Genomic DNA, 19444 nt, shown 5'->3' on the forward strand with positions numbered 1-19444 from the left:
TTATTTTTCATATAAAAAAAGTTAGATCAGAAATTTAAATACTTTTCTGATCTAACTTTATATAATCATGGTTTATCGAATAAATCTACCTATAATTTATCTATATTACATCTTTATAGGATCGATAAACACTTTAATAAATCCACCACAAACCATTCCTTCATCTTCATAAGAATTTCCTGTCATGTCAACTTCTTTTACTAAACACTGCTGTTTTCTAATACAGTTTAGAGCATCATGGAATACTTCTGACTCCGCACAACCTCCACCGATACTGCCAAGGAAAGATCCATCTTCGAATACAAGCATCTTCGATCCCACATTTCTAGGTGCCGAACCTCTTCTACTTATTATAGTTACCATTGCCATTTTCATTTTTAAATCATCTTCGGATAAAATTGCATTCAGTAACTCTTTATTTATACCGCTGTTGCTATTTCCCTTGCTTTTAACCTGTATTATTTCAGACATTATAGAAATAGAAATCTCCTCTGGAGTCTCTGCACCTATTCTCAGACCAATCGGAGAGTATATATTATCTAGTTCCCCAGGCTCAAAACCCTGCTCGATAACTAATCTTTTCACCTTTTTAACTCTCAACTTACTCCCTATCATCCCAATATATGAATTAGGTCTTCTTAGTACTTTTGTCAGGCAATCCTGGTCGTACTTATGACCTCTTGTTACTATTACGTAGTAGTTGTTTATATTGTCTTCAACACTGTCAAGTGCTGACATAAAGTTATCACATATAACTCTGTCTGCGTCTGTAGTCTTAAGTACATTATTTGTAAATTTAGATCTATCATCTATTACAGTTACGTAGAATCCTATCATTTTACCAATTTTTATAAGAGGTATAGATATATGACCTGCACCGCAAATTATAAGATGATTTTGCCCATTTGTAACTTCACAAAATACTCTACAACCATCTATATCAAAACTCTGTGCTTTTTTTAAGTCTTTTATATCAGACTCTAACTTTTCCCATATTTCTAAATCCTTACTTTTATACTTATATTCTTCGTCGCTCCATAATGCCTTTTCTCCCTCAAATTCTCCGTCTAAAATTACAGCGTTAATTACAGCTTTATTTTTATCTATTTCTTTAACCTGTCTATAATACTCTATCATTGTTTTCGACACCCCTATCTTATATATTAGTCATCTTTCCTTATGATTAATACAATTAAGTACAATTACAATACTTTTAAGATAACACTATCGCTTAAATATGACAATCATTTTAACACATTATTTTAAAAATAATGTGATTTTAGTTTTGATTAAAAAAAATTTAACATACTATAATGGAAATACTGTTCGAATCAGGATCATATAACACGCCGTTCCAAACAATATACTTAGAATTGTGTTCTTTTTAGTCACTTGTAATACAACCACAAGTGCTACAGAAATTAGTTCAGCGAGACCAAAAGGAAAAGAGGTTATATCAATATTTCTCAAACAGTAGACTACTAAAATAATCATAATCGATGCAGGCAGTACTGTGCCAAGATAGCGAACGGTAGACGGTATTTCTTTTTTTCCACCAAATATAAGATATGGCATAGCTCGAGTAAGACCAGTTACCAATGAAACTACAATAAGCGTTGCCACAGCAGAAAAGAATTTAATTTCCATGTTCTACTCCTCCCATCTTCATCATTATGCTTATTCTATCTTTCATAACGACTAACACTATCAAGCTAACAGATAGGCTGGTAGAATAAAGTTATCTGGACCAAATAAAATTAGAAATACTATCGCACTTACAAAACCAGCTATAGTAGGAATATGTGATTCAAACTGACGCCATTGATTTACACAGACTGTAACGAAAAGAGCAGTCGCAGAGAATTCAATTCCCGACAAATCAAATGGCAACATCTTTCCAAACAAAGCACCAATTGTACAACTAAAAATCCATAAAAAATGGCACATAGAAGCAATATAGAAATCTACTTTTTGCTCATCTACATCTTCAGGATACTTCAATGAACACAAAACAGAATATGTTTCATCTGTTAGTGTTAGAGCCATGTACGGATATTTCCAGCCCATTTTTTTAAATTTTTCAACAAATCCTATTCCATAGAAAATATGTCTTGCATTGATAAAAAACGTCATTACTGCAATCATAAACAGCGATACTCCAGATGTCATTAGCGAAACCATTACTATTTGCATAGATCCTGCATAAATAAATACACCTGCTAGAAACGACCACAAAACTGAATAGCCAGCTTCATTTATTAGAATCCCAAATGCAATTCCAACAAATAGATACGAAAATAGCAAAGGTATAATTTGTTTTACAGCAAAACGAAATGTTTTCAAACTGTATCCCCCTTTTAATGCGATTTTTGGTTAATAATTTCATATTATCATATAAAAAACACCATACAATAAAATAATTGTATGGTATACAAATCTAGCCATTGTGAATATCTATTTTGTCAAAAACCAATTTACTGCAATTGATTCGTTTGTTATTAAGCAATTTAGTTTTTATCATCTATTATTTGAAAAAAATTAATCATTTTATCATCCACATCACTATGATGATTTCTTATTATATAAAGCATTCTCTCATCGTTTACAATGTCTTTTAGAATTTCATAACTGTACTCACTGTGATTGTAATAACACTGAACTTTTTTGGAAAACTTTACATTCTTAATTTTATGATCTGTAATTTTTGCTAATATAACTATTATAGATTTGTCGATTACGTTTAACTTTTTTTTAGCCTTCCCTACATCATGCAGAAGTGCGATTTTTATAAGCTTATCTTTATTGTAAGTTATTTCTTCATCATCTACATCGCTATTCTCAATAATTGCTTCAATCTCTCTAGCTATTCTTACACTGTGTTTTTGTTCTGATTTTAACAGCTTAAAAAATAAATTTCCTTCGTTATCGCCTAATCTATCTTTTACATACTCTATATCTGATTTGCTCATTTTATCTGTTACATTTATATAAAATTGTCTAACTCTCTTTGACATCATAATAGTTCTCCTAGCTGATCCTCAAAATTCAAAAATAGCACCTACTGTTTCTTTGCACTATTTTTCTATTAACTATTTATTTTACTTATTATAAATAGTAAAATCAAGTTAAACTTAAGTATCAATTGAAATCACTAAAGGATAGCCCACCGTTTACAATATTTCACCGTCTTTTACATTTATTATTCTACTGCTGTATTGAGCTGACTTAATAGAATGTGTTACCATAATAATCGTTTTATTATTTTCCTCGTTAATTTCTCTTAATAGTTTCATAATTTCGACACCTGTATTGCTGTCCAGATTGCCAGTTGGTTCAACTGTCCACACATATTAAACAAAATGATCTGAGATATTATAAAAAAATATCCTAAACTCCGTATATACATTTTTCTCTGAGCTAACTTCCACTTTATGCCCTAATTTGTCCATTATATTTTTAGAAAAGTAAAGTCCCATACCAGTGGATTTATAAACTCGCTCTCTGCCATTTGATCCAGTAAATCCCTTATCGAACACTCTACTTACATCTTCTTTACTTATTCCAATACCATAGTCTTTGATAGACAATACCACACAATTTTCTTCGGATTTTGCATTGAACTCTATCTTTCCTCTTTCTTTTGAATACTTTATTGCATTATTTATTATTTGATCAAAAATATACAAAATACACTTCATATCCGTGTATACTTCATAGTTCAAATCCTTTAAATCCACATCCAAATTGTTTTTTATTAATAAAAAAGCATTGTTCTTAACAGATTTTTTGACCAAATCCTCTAAATCTACTTTATTTATAAATACATCATCAAACAAATTTGTACTTCTGCTACCATATAAAATCGAGTTCACTAGAAAATTCATTTTTTCTGTTTCATTTTTTATACTTATACTGTCTTCTGGACTATCTAGTCTATCAGTAATAATATTTAATGCGGATATTGGAATCTTTATTTCATGAATCCACTTTGATATGTATTCGTCTAGATCTTTTGTTGCATTTTTATACTTGCTTAATTCAATTTCACTCTCTTTCTTCAAATTCTTTATTATTTCCTTAATTAATTCTTCTTCAAAAGAATCCCCATTTATTAAATATCCTTCAACACAACTTCCTTCTTCTATGCAGTTAAAAATATTACTGTACTTAGACTTCCATCTTAAATAATCCATAGTGAAAAACCCAATTGCAATTACTTGTACGAACATATTGATATAAACAAGCTCAATGTAACTATTTTCGAGTGAACGTAGAGAAATAAGATATATATCTATTATTGCGATTAAAATAAAAACAAGGGCAATATAATTTATCTTATATTTTAAATATTGTATTATGTTCATTTGATTATATACCCCATCCTCTTTTTAGTTTTTATAAAGTCATCAAATCCGAAATCTTTAAACTTTACTCTCAATCTGTTTATATTGACAGTAAGAGCGTTATCTGTAACAAACTCATCGTTATCCCACAGAGACATCATAAGACTCTCTCTCGATACTATTTTATTTTTATTTTTTAGAAGTAGGGTTAGTATTTTAATTTCATTTTTCGTAAGATCTATATTTTTTTCTTTATAATTTACAGTTCCCTTTTCAATATCGAAAATTATGTCATCATAGTAGATAAAATTACTCAGATCACTGTAATTATAAGCTCTACGTATTATTCCATTTATTTTTGTAACAAGAACATCTATTGAAAAAGGCTTTGTTATGTAGTCATCTCCACCATTATTTATTCCCATAATTAAATCCATATCTGAGTCTCTTGATGATAAAAATATTATAGGTACATTTGATATTTTTCGTATTTTTTCACACCAATAAAATCCATTGTATAAAGGTAAATTGATATCCATAATAACTACATGAGACATCTTTTTAACGAATTCTTCTAAAATCATTTCAAAGTTATCTATTAAACTAACATTAAATCCCCATTTTTCTAGAGCTATAGAAATTTCTTTTGCCAAAGCAATATCATCTTCTACTAATAAAATCTCTTTCATACACAACCTCCTTACTCTAATATTTTATCTTTAATTAATCCTATATTTTAAAATAATTTATAAGTACATTATATAACTATATTTGCTTAATAATTAATTTTATTTATATAATTCTTATATAAAATAAACCTTTAAATTAACTTATTTTGTTTATATAACTTTTATATAAATAAAAAATAATGGCAATGTAACTGTGTAACTACATGGCACACTTGCTTTCATATACAATTTCGCCTTAGTTATACTTACCATTATTAATATTTAAATTACTTTATCCCGATAATTCTTTTAAATTTGCTTACCGAAACTACCCCATATATTAGGAAAATTACAAAACATACAACTAAACTCAAAATATATATACTAAATACGTTTTCAAGGGTAATTAGTATATCTCCGACTAATCTAAGTGCAAAATAGCTAGAAATTGCAGCGCTTATTATCGGTAAAGAGTAAAATAAGGATACTTCTTTTACAATACTCTTCTTTATTTCTCCCTTACTAGCTCCCACTTTAATCAAAATGTCATATTTATCTCTATCTTCATACGCGTCATTGTATATTTTCATATATATTATACTTCCTGCAACCATTATAAATACTATAAATAGGAATACTAATACCGCATATGCAAATTTCATCCATTGGCTTTCATCTTGTGCCTTATAGCCATTTTGAACAGAGAAGATATTTTTTGTTTTTAAATCTTTTTCAAGATTGTTAAACATAGCCTGACTATTTTTTTCATTATCTACTTTTGCTCCATAGAAATATAATTGCTTCCCTTTCTCCCTTAGTTTTTGGTATTCACTATTGTTTACAATATAAATCTCATAGCTAAAACCGGTACCTAAAACTGGAGTCTTTACTTCTCCCTCTGATATCTTATATGTAAAACCATCAACATTCACTGTTTTAACTTTTTCTGCTACTGAACCTATCATTTGAGGGCTTTTTAACTGAATTATATTTTTTCCATTTACATACTTTGGCCCCAACTCTTTAATCGCTTCTTCATTTCCATTATCTTTTAATATCTTTACAAAATCTCTATAGTTCATAAATATATTGCCAATATCGCCTAAATATTTATTATTCTTTTTTTCTATAATAGTCATTTCTGGGTTTACTGAATATTTAATATCATCGGTTTGTCTAATTATATTTTCAAGTCTATATTTATCTACAACATTTTTATCACTAGACACCGCACTAATAGTATATATGTTTCTTTGAACTGCCGCATTTTCTTGTATATTTTTTATAGCTACAGCAGATCCTAAAGTGGATATAGTCGCTGTAATTATTATAGAGATTACGGCATAGGTCTTATAGTTTTTACTGAGCCTGTAGTTTATATTGCTTATAGAAATTATATTTTCACCATTAAACAGTATCTTCTTATTTTTCATCAATACGCTAAAAACAACTGGAATAACCGACTTAAATAATCCATATGTGCCGATACATATAATGATGATTATTGGTACTATTTTACCTATATTTCCAGACCTTATATCAAATGATAGGTAATATCCATAACCAATTATCATTAATGAAACAATTGCCATTATATACAGTAAAAGACCTACTTTTGGTATCTTTTCTTCTTGTTTTGCCATATTCATAAGACTTATAACACTGCTTCTACAAATTGTTATAAAGCCCTTTAAAGTCATTATTAAAAATATTGATAAAAAAAGTACTGCAGATGATACTAAAGCATTTAGTCCAAATTTGCTTGATACATCTATATCAAATCCAGAAATTTTAACAATAATAACTTGAAAAAATCTAGAAGACATTACCCCTATTGCTAAACCAGATATAAAAGAACTCACTCCTATAAGCATATTTTCGACAAAGTATATTTTGCCTATTGTAAACAGATCGAGTCCCATAAACGACAATATACCAATCTCTTTCACTCTGTTTTTAAAAAATACATTTGTAGCATACCAAATAAAGAATATCAAAAACACCGATAAAATCACTATTACAGATATAAGAACCGCCTCAGTAAATTTTTTATTTTCTCCTTGTAAAAATTTTATTGTTTCGCTATTCTTTAAAATTTCAAAGTTTATAAGTACTACTACAGAAAATACCATAGAAATAAAAAAGGCTGCATATGTTCTTATGTTGCTTCTAAAATTATTAAATGCAATACTAAATACACTCAATTAAAGTCCACCTCCCATAGAAGAAAGCAACTCCATGATTTTTCCATAGAATTCTTTTCTACTTTCACCTTTGTTAAGTTTACACTTTATATTTCCATCGCTAATCATGTAAACTTCATTTGAGTAACTTGCAGTTAGAGGGTCATGTGTGATCATTATTATAGTTGCATTGTTTTCTTTATTCACCTTCTCTAGTGAATCTAGTAGCTCATATGCAGATCTAGAATCCAGTGCACCAGTAGGTTCATCTGCAAATATAACAGATGGATTTGTGATTAAAGACCTTGCCGCTGCTCCTCTTTGCTTCTGGCCACCCGATAATTGATAAGGATACTTGTCTAAGTGATCTACAAGTCCAAATTTTTTAGCAATTTCAACCACCCTATCCTCTATTTCTTTGCTTCTTTTCTTGCCCAGTGCTAGGGGAAGGGCTATATTATTCATTAGCGTCATATTATCTAATAGATTATAATCTTGAAATATAAAACCTATCTTATCTCTCCTTAGTTTTGAAAGATCTTTGTTTTTCACTTTGTCTATATCTATACCATCCAGTAATATTTCTCCCGATGTAGCCTTATCAAGTGTCGACATTAGGTTAAGTAATGTTGTCTTGCCAGCACCAGAAGGTCCCATTATTGATATAAAATCTCCTTCATGGACTGTAATTGATATATTTTTAAGTACATTAGTTTTAAATCCTTTTAAACCGTAGTCTTTTGAAACATCTTTTACTCTAAGTATCTCCTTCATAAATATTCCTCCAAATTTTATTTATTGAATTACTAATATACTTATATTTTAATATTTTTATTATATTTAATCCTGCGATTAAGGTTACTTTTCATGCTCCAATATTACACTTTTGTAACATAACAAAACAAACCACATCATTTAGAAATTGATGTGGTTCTACCCCTTTAAACTACATTAAAATACTTCACAAATGTTTCATAAGTTATAATATATTCTAAATCATTCATATAATATATCATACAACTTGAACTAAAATGTAAACTTTATAATTTTTATTCATGGTATAGTAACTAACAAATTAGATAAAGGAGAATTATTATATGAGCGATAATTATCAAGCAAGCCAACTGGAAGGGCCCATAGAAATTGTAGATATCGACGACTTACCTATAAGAGCATCTGCCGTAATACCTAAAGGTGCATTTGACTACATAGCAGGAGGAGCTGGCGATGAATGGACCCTAATCCAAAATACAAAATCATTTAATCATAAAGGAATTGTTCCTAGGGTAATGACTGGAGTAGAAAACCCTATATTAAAAACCAAAATTCTTGGAATCAACATTGATACTCCACTGATCATGAGCCCTGGAGCAGCTCAAGGATTAGCACATGAAACAGCCGATGAAGGTACAGCGCGTGGAGTTTCTGCATCTGGTACAATAATGACTGTAAGCACTTTTGCCAATAAAACTTTCAAGGAAGTTCAAATAGCAGGCGGTGGTTCACCTCAATGGTTCCAAATCTATTTGACTAATAATCAAGATTTCAATAAACATCTTTTAGATAGTGCAATAGAAGCTGGCGCAAAGGCCATTGTCCTAACACTTGATTCAACTGTAAGCGGTAATAGGGAAGCTGATAAAAGAAACGACTTCACATTTCCACTTACCATGCCAAATATAGAAGGATATGTTCAAGCTGAAGGTATGTCAGTAGAAGATCTATTATCTGACACACTACGCAAAATAAAACCTTCTATTATAAGAAAAGTAGCAGCTTATACAAAATTGCCTGTAATTGTTAAAGGTATACAAGCACCCGAAGACGCACTGATAGCTATATCACATGGTGCATCAGCGATATGGGTTTCAAATCATGGTGGAAGACAACTTGAAGGCGCTCCTGCTTCTTTTGATGTACTGGAATCAATAGCTGAAGCTGTAAATAAAAAAGTCCCTGTTATATTTGATAGCGGGGTTAGAAGAGGTCAGCATGTATTTAAAGCTATAGCTTCTGGTGCTGATATTGTTGGTTTATGTAGACCTGTCTACTACGGATTAGCTCTTGGTGGCTGGGAAGGAGTCAAATCGGTATTTGATCATATCAATTACGAGCTTTGGATAGCAATGCAGCTTACAGGCTGTAAAACTGTAAGGGATATACAGAAAGCTAAGATAGTTACTAATAGATGTAGCTGTTAAGTAAATTAAAAAGGGCGTAACGATCTTAGTTATTTCGTTACGTTCTTTTAACCATTCCCCTAAAATCTAATTTATTACATCTTTTTAGTCAAGCACACTTTGCTATACAAATTAATATAATCTAAAAAAGTTGACTCCTATGTAATATAGAAATCAACTTTTATTTTCTTAATACTTTTTATATTTATATAGAGTACGTTTTTCTGGTTCGTTCTACCACCTAAAATTGTAAATATAATTTTTATAAAAACACAGAGATTTATATATTATAACTTTTTCTTCATCGAAATGTATATTGGTAATCCAAGTAATGTTAAGAATATACATCCCGCTGCTAAAACTGTTGCCGTTATTAATTGATTTATAATAACAAATAATCCGCTCGCTATAGCTATTAACGGTATTATAGGATACAATGGAACTTTATATGGTCTTTCCATATCCGGTCTATCTTTTCTCAGCTTTATAACTCCGATAAAAGTAAATACATAAAATATCCATACTGCAAATATTGATAAATCCGTTAATAAATTAAATTGTCCCGACGTGGCATATATACAAGCAATTATAGCTATTAACCAAGTAGCAAAATACGGTGATCCACCCTTGTTGACTTTTGACAAATACTTACTTCCCGGAAGAAATCCTTTAACAGCCAAAGCATAAGGTACTCTAGGTCCTGTTAATATAAATCCATTTAATGTTCCAAACACTGATATCATTATACCTATACTTACTATTTTGCCACCTATAGGACCGAATAATTCTGTCGCTACTAATGCACCCGGAGATACGGCTTGTGCAAGCTCACTCGCTGGTAATACCCATAAATACGCTATATTTATTATAATATAAACTGACATTACTATAGATAATCCACCTACTATTGCCTTAGGTAAATCTTTACCTGGATTTTTCATTTCTCCTGCTATAGAACCAACATTTATCCAGCCGTCGTACGCAAATAATATCGCTAATAATACGTTTCCTAAAACACCTGAAACTGTTTTGCCTTCTCCTACCATCGGAGTAAATATCTCTGAACTCTGACCTTTGCTAAATCCGAATATTATAATTACAAATAATGGCACTAACTTACAAATTGTAGAAACTGTTTGTATTTTTCCACCAAATTCAGACCCTATATTATTTAACATTGCTATAAATACAATAACCCCTACAGCAATAGGTAGTGTATATAACATATTGTTAGGATCTTTACCTATAAATTCTATTACTTGTTGAGAGAAAACAACTGCTAGAGCTGCAGATGCCCCTGGAAAATAAAGCACTGTCTGTGCCCATCCTGCCAAAAATCCTAATTTCTCTCCATAAATTTCATCGAGGTATACCATCATACCCCCAGTTTTCGGTATTGCAGTTGATATCTCTGCAGCTGTAAGACCTGCTGCTATTGTTATTAAACCACCCAATATCCACGCTATAATACCTAATCCAGGTGCTCCTCCAGTCAGCTCATAAACTGCTTGTGGTTTAAAAAACACACCTGAACCTATAACCATACCAACAACTATTGATAATGCTATCGGTAGTCCCAAAGTCTTCTTAAGTTGATCGCCCATCAATTCCTCCAAATATTTTTTTGATTTTAAACTCTATTGCTTAATTTTGATTCAATAACTGTGTCTTTATAAAATCTTATATTTTTTTGATTTGAAGATATAATGAACCAAATATAATTACATTTTGTCTGCTCTTAGCAGAAATATTTTAAATTTTATACTAAAAACACGACAAGATCTATTATAGTATATATTCTAGAATAATCAACCACTTAAAGATAAATATTGTTAAGTATTTATTGAAAATAATATTGTGGAAAATGTGTAATAAAAATTCTTAATATTCACTAATATTTAACTAATTTATTATCTCTATACGTACCATTCCTGCATTGTATCTAGGCAAATACAGCTTAATTTTCCACCGCTCTCCCTAATGCTATTTCCGCAGTTTATATTCATATATCGCTTATTTTTCATAATTTTGTCTTCTCCATATTTTATAGTAGTATGGTGTCCAACAATAATATACCTATCAAATTTTATACCCGCAGGAATGTAATGAATATCTCTAGATCCCAGATAATCACACTCATCTTGATTTACTGATTTTTCTATCGTAAGTTTTGTGTCTACTTTGCCATAGCCATTTATAATTGGATCGATATCTGCATTATACCCTGAATGAGTAAGTATATATTTTGTTTCGAATTCACATATCTCTATATAAAAAGGCAACTCTTTTAAATAATTTAAGTACATCTTTTTCTCTTTATCTGTGATATTTTGAATTTCGTTTATAGTATTTTGACCATCCCACTGCTTCCAATTACTAATATCTATACTTGAATTTTCAAGGTAGAGCTGCAAAAAAAGTTCGTGGTCTCCTTTAATCAAATATATATTTGATTCATTCATGCAAAACTCAAGCATATCTAAATTTTCAGTTCCTCTGCCGATAATATCACCTATGATATAAAGTCTATCATCCACACCAAATTTAATTTTCTTAAGCATCCTTTGAAATCTCTTATAGTCGCCATGAATATCACTTATTAAGTAGATCATAATTATATCCCCCATTTACAAAGTATAGTTAGTATATATCCAGTACCGACCTTATAATCGGCTATTTATTTTTCTTTATTTAGTGTATAATTTATTGCTTATATTAGTTAATTATATGTATCTAATAAATAAAGCTTCATATTTTTGATAATTATAAAAATTATTTCTCATCATAATATTAGTTAAATTTCAACAATTTAAAGTTATCCACATTTTTCTGAATTATTCACAAAAGATCATCCTAAGAAAGTTTATAGAAAATAAGCAATTAAAATGATCATTAACTAAATTTATTCTCTCATAAGGTTAATTCATAAATTCTAAAGTAAGTAAAAACAAAAAAATAAGAGTGCTCAATAAAGTGACTCTTTAGTATTTACATTCACTATTTACATTTAAAGTTCTTTAATAATTTCTAATATCTTTTTTATATCTTCTGACGCCTTTTGGATCTTTGACTAATATATTTATTAGTATCTTATTGTTTGATAGAAGTTTACTTTTTATACTTATAAAGTATTAAGAGGCTACCTTGAAAACAATCTGTTTCCCTAGGTTAACAGATTTATATTATATTATCTGTTAACCTAGGAAAGCATATCATACTTCGCGATAGCCTCTCTTAAATATGTCTATTTAAATTAATCTAATCTATATCTTCATCAGCACAATTTCTAAGACTAGGTGCGAACATTGTAATTACAGCTATAAACATCGTCGCTACTCCAGAAATAAAGAACCAACGCTCTACCCCTATAACCTCAGCAAACGCTCCTGCTAGAACCAAACCTATTGGCATAGCGAACATTGTTATACTAGATGTTAGAGATAAAACTCTTCCTAAATACTCGGACTCAAACTTCATTTGGAATATAGATGTCTTTACACCTGTGAAAAACGGTACAGAAGCTCCCATTATCCCTGAAATCACTGCAAATATCTTAAATCCACTTGAAGGAAGCATTCCTATGATTAAAAGTCCAATTCCGTACACTACAATAGATCTTCCTAAAGACTTCGATTTATTAATCTTACTTCCTATTACTCCCAATAAGAAAGATCCCAAGAATGAACCTAATGAAAATACAATTTCAACTACACTTGAATCAAAGAAATTTCCTTTGAAATACGTCATAGTAATTAATGGATATAAATTCCCCATAGGAAAGTAAATAATTGCATAAATTGCATCTACTACAACTAAGGTCATCATTCCATGCTTTTTCCTCAATACATTTACGCCCTCTTTAAATTCGCTAAAATATCCTGTCTTTTGTTCTGATTCACTTTTTCTGATATCAGGAATCTTTATAAATAATAACATTACAATTGCAAAAGCGGCTCCAATTATATCCAAAAATACTATAATATGAAGATCCCACATGCTGTATAAAAGCGCTGCAATAGCCGGACTTATTAAATACGACATCGATGTAAATCCCTGTGAATATCCAGCGTATTTAGTTAAATTATCTTTAGGCACAATTAGCGGTGTTATCGCATGTAAAGAAGGATTGTGGAAAGCCGATCCTATAGACCTGCCAAATAAAACTAACATAATAAACCACACTGGTATATCTCCAAATGAACCTACTATAACAAGAGAGAATGTTAAAATAGCTATTGACGCATCTGAAATAATCATAATCTTCTTTCGGTTATATCTATCTATGAATACTCCTGCAAATGTTCCAATAATTGCTTGAGGCAAATATCCAATCAAAGTTGCAAATGTTAAAACAGCCGCCGATCCTGTTTTATCTATTAAATACCAAATAATTGCCATCTGAATAATTGCACTGGTTAAAATCGATACTGCTTGTCCAGACCAAAGAATCAAGAATTCTTTTTTCCATTTTTCTAATTTATGTCCCATATTGAACCATATTATCCTTTCACTTATTCGATATATTTAATTATATAATTACACTATAGAATAGTATGCTTTAAATAATAATTATTTGCAACATAAATTATACAACAATTACATTAATCTACTCTCCCTCAATATTTCGTTATAATGATTACCTTATTTTTACATCTAATCATATTATAAAAATCAATATAGCTCTAGACTATATATAGTCTAGAGCTATATTGATTTTTTATAATATGAATGTACTTACAATCGGAACAACGATTACAACTATAACACCTACAATAACTAATGCAATACTTGCCATTGAAGCCTCTATACTACCCATCTCGTTAGCTACGGCTGCTCCGAGAGAGTGTCCACTTGTTCCTAGAGCTAAACCTCTAGCAATCGGATCAGTTATACGGCAAAGCTTCAACATCTTTTTCCCTAAAGCGTATATAATTACAGCATTTAAAATACATGCTAGAGAAGTTATTTCAGCAACTCCTCCAATAGAAGTCGATACAGGCATTGCAATTGCTGTTGTAGCTGCTTGAGGAAGCATAGAAGCTATTATTTGTGGTCCTAATTGGAAGGTTGTTGCTACAAAATAAATTCCCATAATAGCTGCTACTGTTCCAAATGTTATTCCACTCATAATTTGCGTGAAATATTTTTTTAGAACATCTCTTCTTTTATATAGAGGAATTGCAAAACAAGCTGTTGCAGGCTCTAAGAAGAAACTAACTAACTTTCCACCTTGGTTGTAGTCATCGAAACTAAAACCAGTTGTCTTTAAAAATATAATTCCAAGTACCATTCCTACGAACAAAGGTGCGAATAAAAAAAATCCGTTTGTTTTTTTAAATAAAGACTTTCCAATTGAAAAAGAAATTAATGTAATTAAGATACCGAAAAACGGAGTCATTGTGCTCATATTAATTCACCCCTTCACTTTGTGGTGTTTTTTCTGGGAAGCTTACTTTAAAACTTTTTGGGTTAACTTTAAGTATTAATTGTGCAATCCATCCAGTAAAAGCTAAAAGTAAAAATGTTGATATTATTATAAGTCCTAAAATTAGGATTGGGTGCTGAGATAATATATTAAAAGAATTTATAACTGAAATACCTGCTGGGACAAATAGAAGACTTATGTTGTCAACTAACATATAACCGACAGGCTCTACTTGCTCTAATTTTATTACATTTGTACATAGTGCTGTAAAAAGTAATATTAAACCTATTACAGAAGCTGGCATTACAAAAGGTAATACCCCTTCAATTAATTTTGAAATTATCATTACTACTGAGATAACGATTGCTTGATACATATATGAGTATACTTTTTTTTCCATAAGAAACATCCCCTTTTGGTTATTTTTTATATTTGTCTATATACAAATTATAATAAAAATAATGAAAAGTAGGATGTTTTCAAAGTGAAATGCGACATTTACAGTCCCAAATACACTATTATCAATTTTAAATTCACAGCTAAATTCCCAACTCGATTTTGAACTCTTTTATATACGATCTACTAACGGGAACTTTTAGTTTGTTTTCTAATGTTACTTGGTATGTATGATTAAACCAAGGTTGTATTTCTTTAATATAATTTTTGTTAATAATATAAGCTCTATGAACTCTTAAAAATTGAGCACTTGGAAGTTTTTTCTCATATGTACTCAAAGCGGTTGCTGTATGGTAAATCTCTTGATTAGTATATACTGATGTCTTACCTTCTTCAACAACTACAGCAAGTATATCTTCTATTTTCAATACAAATATACTTTCATCAACTTGAATTGGCAGTGTTGTTACATCAGGTTCCAAACTATTCAATGAGTAATTTGACTTGATTTCATACTTTTTATATGCTTTCTTTACTGCTTTTTTTATACGATCTAAGTCAAAAGGTTTTAGGATATAGTCGGTTGCATTAAGCTCAAAAGCCCTTACCGCATGTTCGTCATAAGCTGTTGCAAATATAATCATTGGAGGTTCCTCAATACTCTGTAATCTTTCTGCAAGACTCAAACCGCTCTCATCAGATAAATGTATATCTAAAAACAATAAGTCCGGTTTATTATTCAACATTTCAGCGAAAGCCTCTTCAATAGTCTCTGCTTCTTTTATATCTGTAATTTCCTCACACTGTTCTAATAAATAACGAAGTTCGTTACGTGCTAATGGCTCATCATCAATAATTAGTGTTTTCATTTTTATACACCTCCAAATTCTCGTTTAGGTATATTACATGAGATAGTTGTTCCTGAAGATGATGTTTCAAACTGGAGTGCTGAACTATCGCTAAATAAGCTTTTAAGTCGCTTATTTAAATTTTCAATAGCTGATCCAGTACCACTTTCAGATTCTACAACATCTTTGCCTAATTTCTCAATTTTAGATTTATCAATACCAAAACCATTATCTTTAACCTCTAATCTTACACTTCCATTTACCTCTGTTACCTTAACCCATACATTATTGCCATTTTTTCTAGATCCAAAAGCATGTTTTAGAGCATTTTCTACTAAAATTTGAATTACAAACGGAGGCAGTAAATAGTCATTCATAGACTCTTCCACTTGGAAATCTACAGTATATTTATTTGGAAATCTAGCTTGCTCAATTGATAAATAAGCCCTTACTTGTTCAAGCTCCTCTTCTAAAGTAATGAGATTTCTGCTCGCGCCTTGTAGGTTTGATCTAAAAAATTTACTTAATTGCAATAATAATCTACGTCCTTGTTCGCTGTCAATCCTTATCAATGCAGAAATAGTATTAATAGCATTAAAAAAGAAATGTGGATTTACTTGGGCCTGAAGAGACTTTATCTCTGCATCTTTTTGTAATTTATTTTGAAGCTCAATTTCTCCAAATTCAATTTGGCTAGAAAAAATTTCTCCCAATCCCTCAGCTAGCTGTCTCTCGACAAAAGTTAATTTTGTTGGATCCGTAAAATACAATTTAAATGTCCCAACAACTTCTCCACTGGAATGAAGCGGAACTACAATAGCTGCTTTTAAAGGACACCCATTGTGATTACACCCTATTTCCTCAGGCGAGTTGGCTACCTTTATTTTCCCTGTTTGTATCACTGATTTTGATAAATCAGTTAAGATTTTAAATGAAGGAATGTGATGATCACTTCCTGCACCTACATGAGCCAATATCCGTTTGTTGTCAGTAATACTTACTGCTGATACTCGTAAAAATTTACAAATATAAATAGCTGCTTCTTTGCAAGATTCTTCGTTTAAACCAGATCTAAAGAATGGCAATGTATGATTGGCAAGTTCCAATACATCATGAGTCTGAACTGCTAACGCACTTTCTTCTTGTCTCAATGTAGAAGAAATAATAGATAAAAATACACCTGTTCCAATGCCATTAATCAAAATCATAGGTAATGCTATAATTTTCAAAAGCTCCACTGATCCATTTAGGTTTCCTTTAAAAATAACAATACACATCATTTGTATACATTCCATAACAACCCCAATAATCATACCTTCCTTCACAGATGGAAATGTATTTTTTCGTAAGGATTTTCTTCCAAAGTAACCTGAAAAAAATCCGACTAAAATAGAAGAAACAAAATATGTATACGCAGCGTCTCCACCTTGTAATAAACGTACTGTTGAGGAAATCATACCAACAAAGAAACCTACAAAAGGACCTCCTATTAATCCAGAAACTCCTATTGTTAGTACTCTTGTATTTGCAATAGATGAATGTTGTCCGACTTTTAGTAAAAAACCATTTAAGAAAGTACTTTCACCGTTAACTTCAACGCCAGTAAAATTAGAAATTATCGCGAAAGCACTGAAAATAACTATAAATTTTACTTTTGTAGAAAACGCATCTCGATTCTTTAGTAATACTTTAAAATAACTTATATTCAATAAAATATATGCTAAAATTATAATAAGACCAACTCGTTCAAGTAATGGTATAAATAAATTTACCACTTACCCACCTCCCTTTTTTCTTTACTACAAGATATTCTATAATTGATACTACCTTCCCATTTATGTATACACAGTATATCATAATAAATAAAACACATTTATAATGCACACAATATTCATTCTATTTATAAATTAAAAATATATAATCTCGTATATATTTGATATAGTTAAAGCTCACTTATTTATTTTTTGTAAAAGTTGATAATTTATGTATATATCTATAATTATTCTTCGTTTTTAAAGTAATTACTTACATATTTCTGAGAAAACTCACTAAATTTTTCTTATCTGCCGTGAACCTCAATAACCTCATTATGAAAGCTTCTATATATATTTTTATTTCCCCACTTTTTTAATTCATTCACTACGTAATGAAAACATCCTTTTTTATAACTGATTTGCCCTAATACATGCGCTAACATTTTCACCGCTTTAGTAACTGACATTAAATCATTAACTGCTATTTCACCACATGCGTATATTGCCGTTTGTCTCACTTTTTCACTTGTCTTATTGTATAAATTTTTACCTGATATACATTTGTTTTCAAAATACAACTTACCTATAGCTTGATAAGAACTTTTTCTCGCCATTCATTATAACAATTTTAATAGCTGTTTTTTAAATAACAGATACATTCACAACAAATAAACAGTGTTTTACAACATTCTTATCAATAAAAAATTTTACAAGAGTATAATCGTAATTATGAATAAAATATACAAAAATGCAGTTAGTATCGATAAACCAATATCAGAACTATAAAATCCCTGGAGAACATTGTAATATCTTGATTACTTAATGTATCCACCCGAAATATATTTATGGAGGTTATAAAAAATGGTAAAAAAAATATAAAAAAAATTAGCAATTCTATTGATAACAGGAGCACTCGTTACACCAACAATTAATATAAATGCTCTCGAATCTATCGGAGTATCAAGTAAATCGTCAATCAATAAAGAAAATAAATTGAAAAATCCAACAAACTTCAATACCATTAATCGATCAAAATTAACAAAAGAAGAAAGTAATGAAGGCCTTATAAAAGATAAAAATTTAGAAAAAGCTATAAGAATTAGTCTCGGTGAAGGCTATGAAGAAAAGGTGTTAACCGATGAAGATTTAGCTAGAGTCACAGATTTAAATGCCTCAGGAATGAATATACTATCATTAAGTGGCCTAGAGTATGCTAGTGGTCTTGAAAATGTAGACTTATCAAACAATAACATCAGTGATATAAAACCACTGTTGGACATGACTTTTGCTAAGTTAAATTTATCAAATAACAATATTACAGATATTAGTTTTTTAGGTAAATTAGGGCATATATCAAGTGAAAGTCTAGATTTATCAGGTAATGGTATAAGTGATATTAGCACGATAGGAACAATTAATTTAAAAAGATTAAATCTCGCTAACAATAGTATAAATGATGAATCAATTAAAAATATCGAAGTAATAGAAGGACAACTATATGCAGATTTAGTAGATCTTTCAAATAATCAATTAACTAAAATAGATGATCTACCTTGGACATCCGTAAACTTCCTATATATAGACAATAACAATATTGATGACCTATCAGTGTATAGATCCAAATAACCCTGGTGTTCCTGGATTTTC

Annotated in this window: 19 protein-coding genes; 2 read left to right on the forward strand and 17 right to left on the reverse strand. The window is 30.2% G+C overall.

Features of this window, described 5'->3' with window-relative positions; genetic code table 11:
* Positions 1 to 105 precede the first annotated feature (105 nt).
* From T473_RS0101485 to T473_RS0101525, 9 genes are all read right to left on the reverse strand, one after another.
* Positions 106 to 1137 carry an XdhC family protein gene (locus tag T473_RS0101485; RefSeq protein WP_024620312.1) on the reverse strand — a complete coding sequence of 344 codons (1032 nt, stop codon included), beginning with the start codon at positions 1135 to 1137 and terminating at the stop codon, positions 106 to 108.
* Positions 1138 to 1308: 171 nt separating this feature from the next.
* Complete coding sequence (locus T473_RS0101490; RefSeq protein WP_024620313.1) at positions 1309 to 1647, reverse strand: branched-chain amino acid transporter permease; 339 nt, start codon at positions 1645 to 1647, stop codon at positions 1309 to 1311.
* A 60-nt stretch (positions 1648 to 1707) separates the two neighbouring features.
* A complete protein-coding gene (locus T473_RS15920; RefSeq protein ID WP_242825828.1) occupies positions 1708 to 2343 on the reverse strand; it encodes an AzlC family ABC transporter permease in 636 nt (211 codons plus the stop codon).
* Positions 2344 to 2507: 164 nt separating this feature from the next.
* Positions 2508 to 3017: an HDIG domain-containing metalloprotein gene (locus T473_RS0101500; RefSeq protein ID WP_024620314.1), complete on the reverse strand. Its 510-nt coding sequence runs from the start codon at positions 3015 to 3017 to the stop codon at positions 2508 to 2510.
* A 153-nt stretch (positions 3018 to 3170) separates the two neighbouring features.
* On the reverse strand, positions 3171 to 3293 hold the full coding sequence (locus tag T473_RS18975; RefSeq protein WP_330369322.1) for a hypothetical protein: 123 nt from the start codon (positions 3291 to 3293) through the stop codon (positions 3171 to 3173).
* A gap of 57 nt (positions 3294 to 3350) precedes the next feature.
* A complete protein-coding gene (locus T473_RS0101510) occupies positions 3351 to 4193 on the reverse strand; it encodes a sensor histidine kinase (RefSeq protein ID WP_242825829.1) in 843 nt (280 codons plus the stop codon).
* A 167-nt stretch (positions 4194 to 4360) separates the two neighbouring features.
* Positions 4361 to 5032, reverse strand: coding sequence for a response regulator transcription factor (locus tag T473_RS0101515; protein ID WP_024620316.1), 672 nt, complete (start codon positions 5030 to 5032; stop codon positions 4361 to 4363).
* A gap of 266 nt (positions 5033 to 5298) precedes the next feature.
* Entirely contained in the window at positions 5299 to 7215 is a 1917-nt protein-coding gene (locus T473_RS0101520; protein WP_024620317.1) for an ABC transporter permease, read from the reverse strand.
* Complete coding sequence (locus tag T473_RS0101525) at positions 7216 to 7968, reverse strand: ABC transporter ATP-binding protein (protein WP_024620318.1); 753 nt, start codon at positions 7966 to 7968, stop codon at positions 7216 to 7218.
* Between the two features lie 323 nt (positions 7969 to 8291).
* On the opposite strand from T473_RS0101525, the gene T473_RS0101530 reads away from it, so the two are divergent.
* Complete coding sequence (locus T473_RS0101530; protein ID WP_024620319.1) at positions 8292 to 9395, forward strand: alpha-hydroxy-acid oxidizing protein; 1104 nt, start codon at positions 8292 to 8294, stop codon at positions 9393 to 9395.
* Positions 9396 to 9661: 266 nt separating this feature from the next.
* Here the strand turns inward: T473_RS0101530 and T473_RS0101535 are convergent, their stop codons facing one another.
* The 8 genes from T473_RS0101535 to T473_RS0101570 form a co-directional block, all read right to left on the reverse strand.
* Positions 9662 to 10978: an APC family permease gene (locus tag T473_RS0101535; protein WP_024620320.1), complete on the reverse strand. Its 1317-nt coding sequence runs from the start codon at positions 10976 to 10978 to the stop codon at positions 9662 to 9664.
* A 312-nt stretch (positions 10979 to 11290) separates the two neighbouring features.
* Positions 11291 to 11986: a metallophosphoesterase gene (locus tag T473_RS0101540; RefSeq protein ID WP_024620321.1), complete on the reverse strand. Its 696-nt coding sequence runs from the start codon at positions 11984 to 11986 to the stop codon at positions 11291 to 11293.
* A 646-nt stretch (positions 11987 to 12632) separates the two neighbouring features.
* Entirely contained in the window at positions 12633 to 13862 is a 1230-nt protein-coding gene (locus T473_RS0101545; RefSeq protein ID WP_024620322.1) for an MFS transporter, read from the reverse strand.
* Between the two features lie 229 nt (positions 13863 to 14091).
* Positions 14092 to 14781 carry an antiholin-like protein LrgB gene (gene lrgB / locus T473_RS0101550; protein WP_029791429.1) on the reverse strand — a complete coding sequence of 230 codons (690 nt, stop codon included), beginning with the start codon at positions 14779 to 14781 and terminating at the stop codon, positions 14092 to 14094.
* A gap of 1 nt (position 14782) precedes the next feature.
* Positions 14783 to 15199: an antiholin-like murein hydrolase modulator LrgA gene (lrgA, locus tag T473_RS0101555; protein ID WP_024620324.1), complete on the reverse strand. Its 417-nt coding sequence runs from the start codon at positions 15197 to 15199 to the stop codon at positions 14783 to 14785.
* Between the two features lie 139 nt (positions 15200 to 15338).
* A complete protein-coding gene (locus T473_RS0101560) occupies positions 15339 to 16064 on the reverse strand; it encodes a LytTR family transcriptional regulator DNA-binding domain-containing protein (RefSeq protein ID WP_024620325.1) in 726 nt (241 codons plus the stop codon).
* A gap of 2 nt (positions 16065 to 16066) precedes the next feature.
* Positions 16067 to 17818: a sensor histidine kinase gene (locus T473_RS0101565; RefSeq protein WP_024620326.1), complete on the reverse strand. Its 1752-nt coding sequence runs from the start codon at positions 17816 to 17818 to the stop codon at positions 16067 to 16069.
* Between the two features lie 284 nt (positions 17819 to 18102).
* Positions 18103 to 18411, reverse strand: a complete 309-nt coding sequence (locus T473_RS0101570; RefSeq protein WP_024620327.1) for a hypothetical protein — start codon at positions 18409 to 18411, stop codon at positions 18103 to 18105.
* A gap of 283 nt (positions 18412 to 18694) precedes the next feature.
* Here T473_RS0101570 and T473_RS0101575 point away from each other — a divergent pair, with 283 nt between their 5' ends.
* On the forward strand, positions 18695 to 19423 hold the full coding sequence (locus T473_RS0101575; protein WP_024620328.1) for a leucine-rich repeat domain-containing protein: 729 nt from the start codon (positions 18695 to 18697) through the stop codon (positions 19421 to 19423).
* The last annotated feature ends 21 nt before the right edge of the window (positions 19424 to 19444 follow it).

This window comes from Clostridioides mangenotii TR (assembly GCF_000498755.1).
GTDB classification, from domain to species: domain Bacteria; phylum Bacillota; class Clostridia; order Peptostreptococcales; family Peptostreptococcaceae; genus Metaclostridioides; species Metaclostridioides mangenotii_A.

Excerpts from the sequence above, each read along its gene's own strand:
- T473_RS0101485 (WP_024620312.1), bottom strand. The coding sequence starts at position 1,137 with ATGATAGAGTATTATAGACAGGTTAAAGAAATAGATAAAAATAAAGCT.
- T473_RS0101490 (WP_024620313.1), bottom strand. The coding sequence starts at position 1,647 with ATGGAAATTAAATTCTTTTCTGCTGTGGCAACGCTTATTGTAGTTTCA.
- T473_RS0101500 (WP_024620314.1), bottom strand. The coding sequence starts at position 3,017 with ATGATGTCAAAGAGAGTTAGACAATTTTATATAAATGTAACAGATAAA.
- T473_RS18975 (WP_330369322.1), bottom strand. The coding sequence starts at position 3,293 with ATGAAACTATTAAGAGAAATTAACGAGGAAAATAATAAAACGATTATT.
- T473_RS0101510 (WP_242825829.1), bottom strand. The coding sequence starts at position 4,193 with ATGGATTATTTAAGATGGAAGTCTAAGTACAGTAATATTTTTAACTGC.
- T473_RS0101515 (WP_024620316.1), bottom strand. The coding sequence starts at position 5,032 with ATGAAAGAGATTTTATTAGTAGAAGATGATATTGCTTTGGCAAAAGAA.
- T473_RS0101525 (WP_024620318.1), bottom strand. The coding sequence starts at position 7,968 with ATGAAGGAGATACTTAGAGTAAAAGATGTTTCAAAAGACTACGGTTTA.
- T473_RS0101530 (WP_024620319.1), top strand. The coding sequence starts at position 8,292 with ATGAGCGATAATTATCAAGCAAGCCAACTGGAAGGGCCCATAGAAATT.
- T473_RS0101535 (WP_024620320.1), bottom strand. The coding sequence starts at position 10,978 with ATGGGCGATCAACTTAAGAAGACTTTGGGACTACCGATAGCATTATCA.
- T473_RS0101540 (WP_024620321.1), bottom strand. The coding sequence starts at position 11,986 with ATGATCTACTTAATAAGTGATATTCATGGCGACTATAAGAGATTTCAA.
- T473_RS0101545 (WP_024620322.1), bottom strand. The coding sequence starts at position 13,862 with ATGGGACATAAATTAGAAAAATGGAAAAAAGAATTCTTGATTCTTTGG.
- lrgB (WP_029791429.1), bottom strand. The coding sequence starts at position 14,781 with ATGAGCACAATGACTCCGTTTTTCGGTATCTTAATTACATTAATTTCT.
- lrgA (WP_024620324.1), bottom strand. The coding sequence starts at position 15,199 with ATGGAAAAAAAAGTATACTCATATATGTATCAAGCAATCGTTATCTCA.
- T473_RS0101560 (WP_024620325.1), bottom strand. The coding sequence starts at position 16,064 with ATGAAAACACTAATTATTGATGATGAGCCATTAGCACGTAACGAACTT.
- T473_RS0101570 (WP_024620327.1), bottom strand. The coding sequence starts at position 18,411 with ATGGCGAGAAAAAGTTCTTATCAAGCTATAGGTAAGTTGTATTTTGAA.